The 13468-nt window shown below is 61.4% G+C and carries 13 protein-coding genes; 6 read left to right on the forward strand and 7 right to left on the reverse strand.

The genetic code is table 11. The features are described from left to right. Nucleotides 1-2: 2 nt before the first annotated feature. The 4 genes from ramB to V2B23_RS20995 form a co-directional block, all read right to left on the reverse strand. On the reverse strand, nt 3-1415 hold the full coding sequence (gene ramB, locus V2B23_RS20980; protein ID WP_033235543.1) for an acetate metabolism transcriptional regulator RamB: 1413 nt from the start codon (nt 1413-1415) through the stop codon (nt 3-5). A gap of 56 nt (nt 1416-1471) precedes the next feature. Beyond that, nucleotides 1472-2731, reverse strand: coding sequence for a formamidase (fmdA, locus tag V2B23_RS20985; protein WP_430952113.1), 1260 nt, complete (start codon nt 2729-2731; stop codon nt 1472-1474). 28 nt (nt 2732-2759) lie between these two features. Beyond that, nucleotides 2760-3047: an FmdB family zinc ribbon protein gene (locus V2B23_RS20990; RefSeq protein ID WP_430952330.1), complete on the reverse strand. Its 288-nt coding sequence runs from the start codon at nt 3045-3047 to the stop codon at nt 2760-2762. Between the two features lie 179 nt (nt 3048-3226). Then, entirely contained in the window at nt 3227-3388 is a 162-nt protein-coding gene (locus V2B23_RS20995) for a hypothetical protein (protein WP_430952114.1), read from the reverse strand. 189 nt (nt 3389-3577) lie between these two features. Here V2B23_RS20995 and aceA point away from each other — a divergent pair, with 189 nt between their 5' ends. From aceA to V2B23_RS21015, 4 genes are all read left to right on the forward strand, one after another. After that, the gene (gene aceA, locus V2B23_RS21000; protein WP_003941533.1) at nt 3578-4867 is read left to right on the forward strand and encodes an isocitrate lyase; all 1290 of its coding nucleotides are present in this window, start codon (nt 3578-3580) and stop codon (nt 4865-4867) included. A 185-nt stretch (nt 4868-5052) separates the two neighbouring features. Further along, complete coding sequence (locus tag V2B23_RS21005; protein WP_033235540.1) at nt 5053-5949, forward strand: 3-hydroxybutyryl-CoA dehydrogenase; 897 nt, start codon at nt 5053-5055, stop codon at nt 5947-5949. A gap of 90 nt (nt 5950-6039) precedes the next feature. After that, nucleotides 6040-8346 carry a 5-methyltetrahydropteroyltriglutamate--homocysteine S-methyltransferase gene (gene metE / locus V2B23_RS21010; RefSeq protein WP_430952115.1) on the forward strand — a complete coding sequence of 769 codons (2307 nt, stop codon included), beginning with the start codon at nt 6040-6042 and terminating at the stop codon, nt 8344-8346. Between the two features lie 65 nt (nt 8347-8411). After that, nucleotides 8412-9452 (forward strand): NAD(P)-dependent alcohol dehydrogenase, encoded by a 1041-nt coding sequence (locus V2B23_RS21015; RefSeq protein ID WP_430952116.1) that lies wholly within the window; start codon nt 8412-8414, stop codon nt 9450-9452. Between the two features lie 10 nt (nt 9453-9462). Here V2B23_RS21015 and V2B23_RS21020 read toward each other — a convergent pair whose 3' ends face one another. Together V2B23_RS21020 and V2B23_RS21025 are read right to left on the reverse strand one after the other, a co-directional pair. Then, nucleotides 9463-10275, reverse strand: coding sequence for a SigB/SigF/SigG family RNA polymerase sigma factor (locus V2B23_RS21020; RefSeq protein WP_430952117.1), 813 nt, complete (start codon nt 10273-10275; stop codon nt 9463-9465). Then, nucleotides 10272-10703, reverse strand: coding sequence for an ATP-binding protein (locus V2B23_RS21025; RefSeq protein WP_430952118.1), 432 nt, complete (start codon nt 10701-10703; stop codon nt 10272-10274). The genes V2B23_RS21020 and V2B23_RS21025 overlap by 4 nt, the downstream gene beginning before the upstream one ends. Before the next feature lie 380 nt (nt 10704-11083). Here V2B23_RS21025 and V2B23_RS21030 point away from each other — a divergent pair, with 380 nt between their 5' ends. Beyond that, on the forward strand, nt 11084-11584 hold the full coding sequence (locus tag V2B23_RS21030; RefSeq protein WP_430952119.1) for an STAS domain-containing protein: 501 nt from the start codon (nt 11084-11086) through the stop codon (nt 11582-11584). A 56-nt stretch (nt 11585-11640) separates the two neighbouring features. On the opposite strand, the gene V2B23_RS21035 is transcribed toward V2B23_RS21030, so the two are convergent. Continuing rightward, nucleotides 11641-12912 carry a glycosyltransferase gene (locus V2B23_RS21035; RefSeq protein ID WP_430952120.1) on the reverse strand — a complete coding sequence of 424 codons (1272 nt, stop codon included), beginning with the start codon at nt 12910-12912 and terminating at the stop codon, nt 11641-11643. Nucleotides 12913-13030: 118 nt separating this feature from the next. Between V2B23_RS21035 and V2B23_RS21040 the strand changes: the two genes are divergently transcribed. After that, nucleotides 13031-13459, forward strand: a complete 429-nt coding sequence (locus V2B23_RS21040; protein ID WP_430952121.1) for a DUF6292 family protein — start codon at nt 13031-13033, stop codon at nt 13457-13459. Nucleotides 13460-13468 lie beyond the last annotated feature (9 nt).

Genomic DNA, 13468 nt, shown 5'->3' on the forward strand with positions numbered 1-13468 from the left:
CGCTACCGAATTACGTACGGCGAGATCGAGCTTCGGTGCTCGCTGATGTCCAAAGCCTTGCCCAATGGTGGGAAGGCGCGCTGGGGGCAGTTCAAGCGTTCGCACACTCGGCAACCCGACCCGATCGGTGTGCCGGGATTGGACTCGTCCAAGTCCAAGCCGTCGCCGTAGACGAGACGATGGGCATGGCGGATCTCGCAGCCCAACCCGATGGCAAAGATCTTCTGTGGCTGGCCGTACCTCGCGGCTCGACGCTCGACTGTTCGCGCCACCCACAGGTACCGTCGCCCGTCGGGCATCTGGGCGATCTGCGGCATGATCTTGCCCGGGTAGGAGAAGGTTTCGTACACATTCCACAGGGGGCAGGTGCCGCCACTGGTGGAGAAGTGAAAACCGGTGGCGGACTGACGCTTCGACATGTTTCCGGCGCGGTCGACGCGGACGAACATGAACGGGACACCACGCAGTTTCGGTCTCTGCAACGTCGACAACCGGTGGCAGATCGTTTCGTAGCTTGCCGAGTAGAACGCTGACATACGTTCGATGTCGTACCGGAAATCTTCGGCTACATCGTGAAACTGTCCGTAAGGGAGGACGGTAGCCGCGGCGAAGTAGTTGGCCAGACCGAGGCGAGCCAACGATACCGATTCCTCGCTGGTGAAGTTGCCTTCGGCGACGAGGGAATCGAGCAGGTCGTTGTGTTCGAGGTAAGCCAGCTCGGTGGCGAACTTGAATACCTGCTGACCACCGGAGAGGTGCGACGAGATCTCGAGGACGCGGTTCACGGGGTCGTACCGATGCAGAATGTTCTCGCCGAGGTCGATTCGGCGAACGATCTGCACATCGTGAATCGTTTCGAGACGGCGGGCGATTTCACCCGCGATGTCGCCGCGGTGGAAGCGCAGGCGTGACGTCAGTTCTTCCGCGGCGGTATCAAGATCGTGGATGTAGTTCTGCCGTTGGTAGAAGTAGTCGCGGACTTCCTCGTGGGGCATCGTGATGGAACCACTGCCACTGCCGTCCGAGAAGCGATCCTCGGTGGCCGCGGCCAGCTGCGCCGTGGTGTTGCGGAAGCGGCGGTGCATATTGACCATCGCCTTTGCCAACCCCGGATGGCTCGACACCATCTCGGCGATCTCATGCGCGTCGGCGTCGATACCCATTTCCTGATCGAGAGCCACCTCGCGCATTTCTGCGATCAGACGAGTGTCGTCCTGCGACGAGAAGAAGGTGGTGTCGACACCGAACACCTCGCTGATCCGTAGCAGCACCGGCACCGTCAGCGGGCGGACGTCGTGCTCGATCTGGTTGAGATAGCTTGCCGATATTTCGAGCGTCTTCGCCAACGACGCTTGGCTCAGCCCACGCTCGGTGCGTAGTTGGCGGAGCCGGACACCGACAAAGGTTTTCGACATTTAGCCAGGATACGAGGGGTGTAGGAAGTTCGCAAACTTGTGTTTGCAGACTTAACCTAGGCTTTGTTCTCCGAACGCGGCGCACCCATGCCCGGATCGATCTGGAACGGCCCGTTTGCAGACGGGGCGAGTGGGAAGTCGAAGATCGCGGTCGGGAGATACACCGTCGAGCAGGAGTTCGGTATATCGACGACGCCGGAGAGTCGGCCTTCGATCGGTGCAGCGCCGAGTAGCAGATACGCCTGCTCCGGCGCGTAGCCGAACTTCGTGAGGTACTCGATCGCGTGCAGGCACGCGCGCTGGTAAGACAGATGGGAGTCGAGATACTTCTGCTCACCGTCCAGCGTCACGGATGTGCCCGAGAATGCCAGCCACTCGGAATACTGCGGATCTGTATTGCCGGGCATGAAGATCGCATTCTCGGATACCCCGTAGGTGTCCATGCCGCCTTTGATGATGTCGACGCGCAGATCGATGAAGCCGCCCATCTCGATGGCGCCGCAGAAGGTGATCTCACCGTCGCCCTGGGAGAAGTGCAGATCGCCGACGGACAGGTTCGCGCCGTCGACAAATACGGGGTAGAAGATTCGGCTGCCCTTGGTCAGGTTCTTGATGTCCTGGTTGCCGCCGTTTTCGCGCGGGGGAGCTGTGCGGGCGGCCTCGCCGGCAACGCGGGTGTAGTCGGCGCCAGTGAGGGTTCCGAGCACGGCGTCCCGGGGCTCGGGCGGAAGTGCCAGCGGGGGAACGCGATTGGGATCGGTGGCAATCAATGCACCTTCGCGGGCATTCCACTTGGCGAGCAAGGCTGCTGACGGCGCAGTGCCCATGAGTCCTGGGTGCACGATACCGGTGAACGATACGTGCGGGATGTGGCGCGACGTAGCCGTCTGCCCTGAGAAATCCCACACCGCTTTGTATGCGTCGGGGAACTGGTCGGTAAGGAATCCGCCGCCGTTGTTACGTGGGAAGATGCCGGTGTACCCCCAGCCTTGGCCGGCCAATGGACCCGAATCTTCTTGGGGGATAGGGCCGATGTCGAGAATATCGACGATCAGGAGGTCGCCGGGCTTTGCCCCTTCGACGGCAAATGGGCCGGAAAGCGTGTGCACGGTGGTGAGGGGCGCATTGAGGATGTCGTCCGCGGAGTCGTCGTTGTGAATGGCGCCGTCGAACCACTCGCGGCAGTGAACACGGAACGCATCGCCCGGCTTCACCGTCACTGCGGCCGGAATATCAGGGTGCCAGCGGTTATGGCCGACGATGGCCTGCTCGGTGAACTTCTTGGTGGAATCGAGGGGGAACAGCAACTCCGGCATGTGAACTCCTCATCATCGATGGTGACACTCAGGGTCGAGGTAGCTTGCGGTGCAACGGATTAAACGTCGTCGGGGTGACGGCGCGGCGAGTGCCCGGCAGTGAGCCGTTGACTACTGCCGGCTCATGCGCGGATCGCGCAGTGGCGTCGAGTAGCCCCATCGCCGCGGAGGATGCGTGGCTCAATCTCGGTGTGGACATCACGCGTCGGGAATCGGCGGAGCATTGTGGGCACACAATCGACGAGGGAACCTCGGCCATCGCAAACGACCGCTCGAGCGGTCCGCAGCCGGTGCAGCGAAACTCGTACAGGGGCATGGCGGTCACGCTAGTGGAGGTTGGCGTGGGCGGCAGCGGAACGATGAGCCCAGGTGCACGCAAGTTTGCGAAATCAGGCCGGAACGCGCGTTTCGAGGCAACTTGTGTGCAAAAAATCCCGCCTGCACACGGGAATCCGCGAATTCGGCCCAGGCGGGCGTGATTGCGGTCACTCCGAGTCACAAAATGTTGCCGGCAATGATGCTGGAACGACCCGTCGGCAGTGCGCTTGCGTCGCCGGAGAAGGTTGTGTGCATTTCGTTCACAGCCTGCAGTTTCTTGCTACCGGCCAGTAGCAAACCTGCCCGATTGGTGAGGTTTGGACCCCTCTCGATCTTCACAGTCTTAGCAAAGTGTGTTGAAAAGCTAGCGAAGATTGGCATTAGCAACAGGTAGACGGCACTTTTTCGATGTGTCATTCTCGATGAGTAAACAAAAAGGGCCTGGCAAGGATGTGAAGCAGTACGCACGTACCGCTCACGTACTGCTCACAACGGGCCAGACCAGTAGATCAAAGAGATGGAGTCTTGATGTCGACCACCGGCACCCCGAAGACCGCAGCAGAGCTTCAGCAGGATTGGGACACCAACCCTCGCTGGAAGGGCGTAACTCGTAACTACACGGCCGATCAGGTCGTCAAGCTCCAGGGCACCGTCGTCGAGGAGCAGACCCTCGCTCGCCGCGGATCCGAGATCCTCTGGGATCTCGTGAACAACGAGGACTACATCAACTCCCTCGGTGCACTTACCGGCAACATGGCTGTGCAGCAGGTTCGCGCCGGCCTCAAGGCCATCTACCTCTCCGGCTGGCAGGTTGCCGGCGACGCTAACCTCTCGGGCCACACCTACCCGGACCAGAGCCTCTACCCGGCCAACTCGGTGCCGACCGTCGTTCGTCGCATCAACAACGCACTGCTGCGTGCCGACGAGATCGCCAAGACCGAGGGTGACACCTCCGTCAGCAACTGGCTCGCTCCGATCGTTGCCGACGCCGAAGCCGGCTTCGGTGGCGCTCTCAACGCATACGAGCTGCAGAAGGCCATGATCGGCGCAGGCGCAGCAGGCGTTCACTGGGAGGATCAGCTCGCTTCGGAGAAGAAGTGCGGCCACCTCGGCGGCAAGGTGCTCATCCCCACGCAGCAGCACATCCGCACCCTGACCTCGGCTCGCCTGGCTTCCGACGTTGCGGACGTTCCGTCCGTCATCATCGCCCGCACCGACGCTGAGGCCGCAACCCTCATCACCTCCGACGTGGACGAGCGCGACCGCCCGTTCCTCGACGGAACCCGCACGGCTGAAGGCTTCTACGGCGTCAAGAACGGCATCGAGCCCTGCATCGCTCGCGCCAAGGCTTACGCACCGTACGCAGACCTCATCTGGATGGAGACCGGCGTGCCGGATCTCGAGGTTGCAAAGAAGTTCGCCGAGTCCGTTCGCAGCGAATTCCCGGACCAGCTCCTGGCCTACAACTGCTCCCCGTCCTTCAACTGGAAGGCACACCTGGACGACGCGACCATCGCGAAGTTCCAGAAGGAGCTCGGCGCGATGGGCTTCAAGTTCCAGTTCATCACGCTCGCAGGCTTCCACTCGCTCAACTACGGCATGTTCGACCTGGCCTACGGCTACGCCCGTGAAGGTATGACGGCATTCGTCGACCTGCAGGAGCGCGAGTTCAAGGCTGCCGAAGAGCGTGGCTTCACCGCCATCAAGCACCAGCGTGAGGTTGGCGCCGGCTACTTCGACACCATCGCCACCACCGTTGACCCCAACACCTCGACGGCAGCTCTCAAGGGCTCCACCGAAGAGGGACAGTTCCACTAAGAACTGACATCGGGTGGGGGAGAGGCTCGGCTTCGGGTCTCTCCCCTGCTTGTATCACCGCACTACTTTTCCCTCGTCTTCAAGGCAGTTCCGATTGCGCCGGCCATCAGCGTCGACGCGGTTCGAAGTGCTTCCACAGCTACACCTCCACCAGACAAACTCCACGAGACAAACAAGGAGCTGACGTGACCAGCGAAAAAATTCAGCGCGTCGGCGTTATCGGCGCCGGAATCATGGGTGCCGGAATCGCCGAGGTGTGCGCCCGCGCACATGTCGATGTTCTGGTCTTCGAGCAGACTCGCGAGCTTGCAGCAGCCGGGCGTTCACGCATCCTGCGTTCGCTCGACCGCGGCGTGAGCAGCGGAAAGATCACAGAACGTGAGCGTGAGCAGGCCGCATGGCGTCTGCGTTTCACCTCCGATCTGGGAGATTTCGCGGACCGCCAGCTCGTTGTGGAGGCCGTCGTCGAAGACGAGAAGATCAAGAGCGAAATCTTCGCCGAGCTCGACGCGGTCGTGACGGACCCGGATGCGGTTCTCGCGTCCAACACGTCGTCGATCCCGATCATGAAGCTCGGTATCTCGACCAAGCGTCCCGAGCGAGTCATCGGTATGCACTTCTTCAACCCGGTGCCGGTTCTGCCGCTCGTCGAATTGGTGACGACGCTCAAGACCAGCTCCACGGTGTCGCAGCGCGCCGAGGCTTTTGCCAGTGACGTCCTGGGCAAGCAGGTTGTCCGCAGTGCCGACCGCTCCGGCTTTGTCGTCAACGCACTCCTGGTGCCGTACCTGCTCTCGGCCATCCGCATGGTCGAGTCGGGCTTCGCCACCAAGGAAGACATCGACAAGGCAACGGTTCTCGGCCTCGCGCACCCCATGGGTCCGCTGGCTCTGACGGATCTGGTCGGACTCGACACCGTCAAGTCCATCGCCGACTCCATGTACGAAGAGTTCAAGGAGCCGCTGTACTCCGCCCCGCCGCTGCTCCTCCGTATGGTCGAGGCCGGTCTGACGGGTAAGAAGTCCGGCGCAGGGTTCTACGAGTACACCGACAACGGTCGTTCCGCCAAGCAGGCAAGCTAAGGCCAATGGCCCTGTGTGCCTTTCTGGTAGTTACGGCTACCACAAAGGCGCACAGGGCGCTTGCGCCCCTCGGTTAGAAAGGTCGACCGCATGTCCAGCAGCACTGCAGCATTCGGCTCCAGCGTCCTGGGGTACCCGCGCATCGGGCCGCGGCGGGAGCTCAAGCGTGCCCTCGAGTCCTACTGGCACGGCAATTCCGACAAGGACGCACTTCTCGCGGTTGCCAAGGAACTTCAGGAATCGACCTGGAGCGAATTGGCTGCAACGGGATTGAGCCAGGTTCCCGGCAATACCTTCTCGTTCTACGATCACGTTCTCGACAACGCCTTGCTGTTCGGTGCCGTGCCCGAGCGGTTCAAGCCGCTCGAAAGCGCTTTGGACCCACTCGATTTCTACTTCACGATGGCGCGTGGTCGTCCCGACTTCCCGCCCCTCGAGTTGGTCCGGTTCTTCGGCACCAACTACTACTACCGTCAGCCCGAGATCGATGCCGCCACGGAGTTCTCACTCCACTCGGAGGCGTTGCTCGACGAATTCGAGCGTGCCAAGGAACGAGGCATCGAACTGCGTCCCGTGATCATGGGACCGGTGTCGTTGCTTCTGCTCTCCAAAGTGGGGCCGGCAACCGAAGCGGTCGACGCCGATTTCACTCCGCTCGATCGACTCGACGATCTACTTCCCGTGTACGAGAAGCTGTTCGAGCAGTTGGCTAAGGCCGGCGCAACGTGCGTTCAGCTGGACGAGCCTTCGGTGACGGAGGATCGCTCGGCAGAAGAGCTCGATGCGCTCAAACGGGCGTACGAGAAGCTGTCCACCGCGCCGCTGCGTCCGCGTCTGCTGGTGACGGGACCGTACGGCAAGTTCGGCGAGGCTCTGAACATCCTGGCTGCCACCAAGATCGAGGCATTCGGGCTGGACCTCGTGCACGGCCGGATCACGGCCGAAGAACTGGCTGCGGTTCCCCACATCAAGCGCAAGCGTATCTATGCGGGTGTTGTCGACGGCCGAAACGTCTGGCGCGTAGATCGTTTCAATACCTTGACGTACCTCAACGAGCTCAAGGACGTTGTCCCGGATCTTGTTGTCTCCACGTCGTCTTCGCTGCTGCACGTGCCGTACGACGTACTCTCCGAGTACGACATCCCGGGAGACGTCGCGGATCGTCTGGCCTTTGCCAAGCAGAAGGTCGGCGAGGTCGTCACACTTGCGAAGGCCCTCGCCGAAGGTCCGTCCGACAAGTGGCGCAAGCGCCCGACAAAGGTGCACTTCAAGCTCAAGCACGCGGTGCGAGCCCGGGTCAACGCCGTCAAGCCCGAAGATCGTATCCGCGCTCCGTACGAAGAGCGTCGTAAGGCGCAGCAGGAACGGCTGAACCTGCCGTTGGTGCCGGCTCAGACATTGGGCTCGTTCCCGCAGACCAACGAAATCCGCCAGGCGCGTTATGAACTCGGCGAGGGGCGGTTGGAGTGGGACGACTACTACAAGCGCATCCAGGAAGAGATCGAACGCACCATCCGCCTGCAGGAGGACATCGGACTCGACGTCCTCGTGCACGGTGAGCACGAGCGCAACGACATGGTCCAGTACTTCGCCGAACTGCTCGAAGGGTATGCCTTCACGCACAACGGTTGGGTGCAGGCCTACGGATCCCGTTGCACGCGTCCGCCGATTCTCTACGGAGACATCGCGCGTCCGAAGCCGATGACGGTCGAGTGGATTGCGTACGCGCAGTCGCTGACCGACAAGCCGGTCAAGGGCATGCTCACCGGACCCGTCACCATGATCGCCCGTTCTTTCGTCCGTCAGGATCAGCCGCTCTACGAAACGGCAGAGCAACTGGCCCTTGTCATTCGGGACGAAATTGCAGATCTCGAAGCCGCCGGCATCGCCATCATCCAGGTGGACGAGCCCGCAATTCGTGAACTGCTGCCGCTACGTGAGGACGGCCGGGAGGCCTACCTGGAGTGGGCCGTCGACGCGTTCCGTCTGGCAACAGGTGGAGCGAAGCCGGAAACACAGATCCACACGCATCTGACGTACTCCGCTCGGTCGTCGGTGGTCGACGCCATCGAACGGTTGGACGCCGATGTGACGGCTATCGTCGCGACCCGCTCCATCACGTGGGTGCTCGACGCACTGAAGGAAGGCGCGCTCACCCACGGCGTCGGACCCGGTGTGTACGAGTCCCGTTCGGCGAGGATCCCGGATATCGACGAACTCGACGAATTGCTCACGGAAGCAAGCGAATCGATTTCTCTCGATCGCTTGTGGGCAAACCCGGACGGTGGGCTCAAGACTCGCCATCCGTGGCAGTTGGAGCCGTCGCTGCGTAACTTGGTCGCGGCGGCAAGGCGACTACGTCGCCGGGCCGAGAACGCTCAGGATGCCGGTAACTAGACAAATCGGTGCAAGAAGGGACCTGCAATTTGCAGGTCCCTTCTTGCGCGAGTAGGCATGTACCCATGGTTACTGCTGCTGCTTACGCCGCTATGTCCGCTGACGGTCTTCTGGAGAAGACCACCATCGAACGACGCGAGCTCGGTCCACTGGACATTCTCATCGACATCAAGTTTGCCGGAATCTGCCACTCCGATATCCACTCCGCCCGAAATGAGTGGGGCGGAACAAAATACCCGGTTGTCCCGGGACACGAAATCGCCGGTGTAGTTGCCGCGATCGGCTCCGAGGTGACTACGCACAAGGTCGGTGACCGCGTGGGTGTCGGTTGTTTTGTCGACTCCTGCGGGGAATGCGACATGTGTATTGCCGGTGAGGAGCAGTACTGCCGCACCGGAGTGACCGGCACCTACAACGCCAAGGGCCGCGACGGCGAGCGCACCCAAGGTGGGTACGCAACGTCCATCGTCGTCAATGAACACTTTGTGCTGTCGATCCCCGACGGCATCGAACTCGACGTCGCGGCGCCGCTTCTGTGCGCAGGCATCACGTTGTACTCGCCACTGCGGCACTGGAAAACCGGACCGGGCACGAAGGTTGCGATCATCGGCTTCGGTGGTCTCGGCCACGTCGGTGTGAAGATCGCCAAAGCGATGGGTGCCGAGGTCACCGTCCTGAGTCAATCGCTGAGCAAGCAGGACGACGGCCTGCGTTTCGGCGCGGATCACTACTACGCCACCAAGGACCCCGGAACGTTCAAGGAATTGCGTGGACAGTTCGATCTGATTCTCAACACCGTGTCGGTCAACCTCGACATCGACGCGTACATGTCGTTGCTCGCACTCAACGGAACCCTGGTCGAATTGGGATTGCCCGAGAAGCCGATCGAGGTGCGCGCGTTCTCGCTTGCCGCGAACCGTCGTAGCTTGGCCGGCAGCATGGTCGGCGGCATTCCGCAGACTCAGGAGATGCTGCACTTCTGTGCCGAACACGGAATCGGGGCCGAGATCGAACTCATTCCGGCAAGTGAGATCAACGCCGCTTACGATCGCGTGGTCGCAAGCGACGTCCGTTACCGATTTGTCATCGACGCGGCCACGATCTGATCACTGCGGGCTAGTCGAGTTGCTCGCGAAGGCTACTGAGGGTCTTCGCGAGCAACCGCGACACATGCATCTGAGATACCCCGACCTTCTCGGCGATCTGCGTCTGTGTGAGATTGCCGAAGAACCGCAGCATCAACACGGTCCTTTCCCGGTCCGGTAGCTTCTCGAGCAGCGGACGCAGAGCTTCGTGATTTTCGACATTTTCGAGAGCCGCGTCGTAATCGCCGAGTGTTTCCACCAGGGGAAGATCGTCGGTGTGGTTGGACGCAGCGCCGTCCACCGACACTGTCTGATAAGCATTTCCGGCGATGAGCGCTTGGGCTACTTCTTCGCGTTCGACACCCAGGGTCGCGGCGAGTTCGTCGACGGTCGGAGCGTGCCCCAACTGCTGTGACAGCTCGCTGATCGCCTGGCCGAGTTGGAAGTGCAGTTCCTTCATGCGGCGAGGAACGCGGACCGCCCACCCGGTGTCCCGGAAGTGTCGACGGACTTCTCCCATGACAGTGGGGACGGCAAACGACACGAAGTCCGATCCACGACTGACGTCGAACCGGTCGACCGCGTTGACCAGACCCAGCCGTGCGACCTGAACCAGGTCGTCGTGTGCCTCGCCGCGTCCGTCGAACCGACGGGCGATGTGCTCGGCCAGAGGCAAGCAGCGCGTGATGAGGGCGGCCCGCACTCGCTCGTACTCAACTCCGTGACGATCGAGGGTGTCCAGCTTCTCGAAAACGGCTATGACGTCTCGATACTCATCTGTCGACCGGCGACGCGGCCGCGGTGGGCCATGCTCGGACGATGTCCCATGGGCGGACGATGTCACTGGCGCCTGCCGTCGGCTTTGGTGAACTTCATAGTCGTGATGTACCCGGCGCTATTCGGGTCTTCTTCTTGATCGAGGGAAATCGAGTCGGTGAGGGCGGTCAGGACGTGCCACCCGAAGGATCGCTGGTCGGCGCCGTCGGACTCAGCTGTCGTGGTTGCGACCGAAATATGTAGTTGGGACGCCGCGTAGACAAATCGGCACACCAGTACAGAGTCGGGGAGAGCTCGGACGATGAGATGCGTACAGATCTCATCCATAGCCAGCCTGATGTCGGCGATGGCGTCGAGGTCGAAGCTTTCTTGAATCGCGACGGTTGCAGCGAGCGCCCGCAATATCGACAGTTGGTCCAGGGTTGCCCGGATTCTCAACTCGACGACGGGTTGAGTGCGATCCTGTTCGGGTTCGATTGCGCTGAGATGTTGCATGAGTTCTCCGGATCGTCGTACCAGGTGCCGGCCCCGGACGCTGGTGCGGTGAACCATACCGACCGATACGATCACAGACACCCCTATACAGAAAATATCTACGCCGGTGCGCAGACGCTTAATGGGGATTACCTCGAAAGGGTGCAGTTCAAACCATAACTTTGCACAATCTTGACCACCAGTTCGTGACGTGCGACCGAACCGAACGCTCACACCGCGCTTGTGACCTCCGTCATCTCGGGGTACTGTTCCTAACCGAGGTTGAGCACACAGCCGATGAGGGATTATCCATTAATTTATGGGGCCCGATATCGCGTGCGCCCTTGATGGATATCCCCCGTTTCTTTGCACAGTGTATGCCGTTGCGGGATGGGAGAACCATGACTGTTGTTCCAAAATCATCTGTTCCAGGATCGCCTCTTTCTGGGCCCTCTGCCTCTGGGAAGTCGAACGCAGGTTCGAAGCCGGGTCTTTCGTACGCAGGTCGAGGTTCGCTCGACTACGGTCCGCCGCCATCGGCGACGTCGACTGCCTCGTTTCGCGCGAACAAGGTCAGTTCCACTACCGTCGTGATTTCGGTTCGCGGTGAAATCGACTTGTTGAGCGTCAACGCATTCCGCGATTATCTGTCCAGCCAGGTTGTGCCGGGTCGGACCCTGGTTGTCGACATGTCGGATCTCGAATTCATGGGTATGTGCGGGTTGTCGTCGTTGTCGATCCTTGCCACCCTCACCCGGGATGCCGGCGGTGCTCTTGCCTTGATCTGTGGGCGACCGGTTCAGCGTCTCCTCAAAGCTGCCGGCCAGGAATCCATGTTCGACTGCTACACCTCGTTGGAGCACGCAGTCGGCCTCGGCGAAACCAAACGCTTCCTTGCCTGAAAGGCGCTGAGTCATACAGCGTCAAGGAGTATCGAACTTAAGGAGAATCAGGTCGCTCACCGAGCTACTTCGCTTCGGTGAGCGACTCTGTGCGCCCGCGTGCGGGGCGGCGCGGTAACGCAGCGACCGTAGGTCCGCACAACTTCGCCGGCCACATGTTCCCACGAATACGATTCGCACATCCTGGCTCTACCCGCGCGTGAGAACAAGGCTCCTTCCTCCGCGTTGTCGAGCAGGTGCCGCACCACCCTTGCGGTCTGCTTCGGATTGTCGACCGGAACGCGGTGTCCGGTCAATCCGTCCACCACTGTGTCGCGCAGTCCGCCGACCGGTGTCGCGACAACGGGAACACCGCAAGCCATAGCCTCGAGTGCGACGATGCCAAACGGTTCGTAGCGGGCCGTGCAGAGTAGTGCGTCTGCCGACCGCATCAACTTCGGCAGCGACTGGTGGGGAACGCGGCCGAGAAGTTTCACTCGATCCGCGACGCCCAGTCGTTCGGCGAGTTTCTGCAACTGCGTGGCGATCTCGTCGGTAGGCAGACCTGACGACGGTGGACCTCCGGCCACCACCAGTTCGGTGTCGGGCAGCGACGCCAGAGCCGCAATCGCGACGTCGAACCCTTTCTGCTCGACCAACCTTCCGACGCACAACAATCGGTGCGGCGCGTTTCGTTTTGCCCGCGGCCCCTCCGGTGTGAAGTGGTCGATGTCGACGCCGGACGGAACCATGGTCGTCCGCGAGCGAGGGGAGCCGAGCCGAACAAGATCGAACACCTCGTCCGAGCTCGTTGCGATTACATGCGTCGCACCCTTCGCGACCAACTGCTCCAGATGGGAACGCTCCGAGGGGTTTTCGTCGGACAAGCCGAGATGGCGCCGTTCCGTGATACCGAGCGAATGGAATGTTTGCAAAACCGGAATGCCGAGGATTCGCGTTGCCAGTTCCGTGGCGATACCCGACATCCAAAAATGAGCGTGCACTACATCGGGCCGATCCAGAGTCCACAAGTTGCGTAGTTCACCACCGAATTCGCCGAGATACTGCAGCAGTTCCTTGTCGCTCAGCGCATGCAGCGGACCGGCTTCGGCATACACGACGGTATAGCCGCCGCGTGCACGAACACGGTCGGGGCCGTGTGCACTCTGCCGCCGCGTGTACACCGTGACGTCATGGCCCGCGCGAACGAGCGCCGAAGACAGCTCGTCGACGTGCAGATGCTGGCGTCCGGCAAGGGAATTGCCCACCTGAGCCAGTGGGTCCGCATTGACCGACACCATGGAGATATTGAGCATTCGTCCGGGTGCGATGGCGGGCGAATAAGTCATCTGGGCGCCTCTCGGTTGACTGTTTCGTCTTCGGATACCCCCGGTTGGGGATCTGAACCGGGTTTCGCTTCGCCCCGGGATGGGCACATTTCAAGCACGCAAGGTGAGGAGTGGATCGATGACCGAACAGGTACTAGTCGACGCGAGTGTGGGGCTCGGATTCCAGCGGTACATCCAATCGGTGGCCGAGGGCGTCGGCGCAGGAATCGAGCAATGGTGCTGCCGGGGTGAGCATCCGATGGAGGCGTACATCGCCCTCGATCGAGAGGTTCCACGCTTCCCTGGCCGGGAAGTTGCATTGCTGTGGGAGGAAACATGCGGTTGGGCGTTGGCAGTGGAAACCCGATCGGGTGAGGATCTGATCGTTCTCGGATACCTCGGGGACGACGCAGTGCCCACTGCGGACGTGGTCGCGGCATTCGGCGCGAGTGTCGGCACCCCTGAGGCCCGGATGCGCCGACGCGCGTCGTGGACCAACGATCGTCCGCTGGCAGATTCCGATCGGACTGCGCGCCTGCTACGTCAGTACGGACACGACGCGCACTGAACCTTCAGA

This window comes from Rhodococcus sp. 24CO (genome assembly GCF_050586165.1).
Lineage (GTDB): Bacteria > Actinomycetota > Actinomycetes > Mycobacteriales > Mycobacteriaceae > Rhodococcus_F.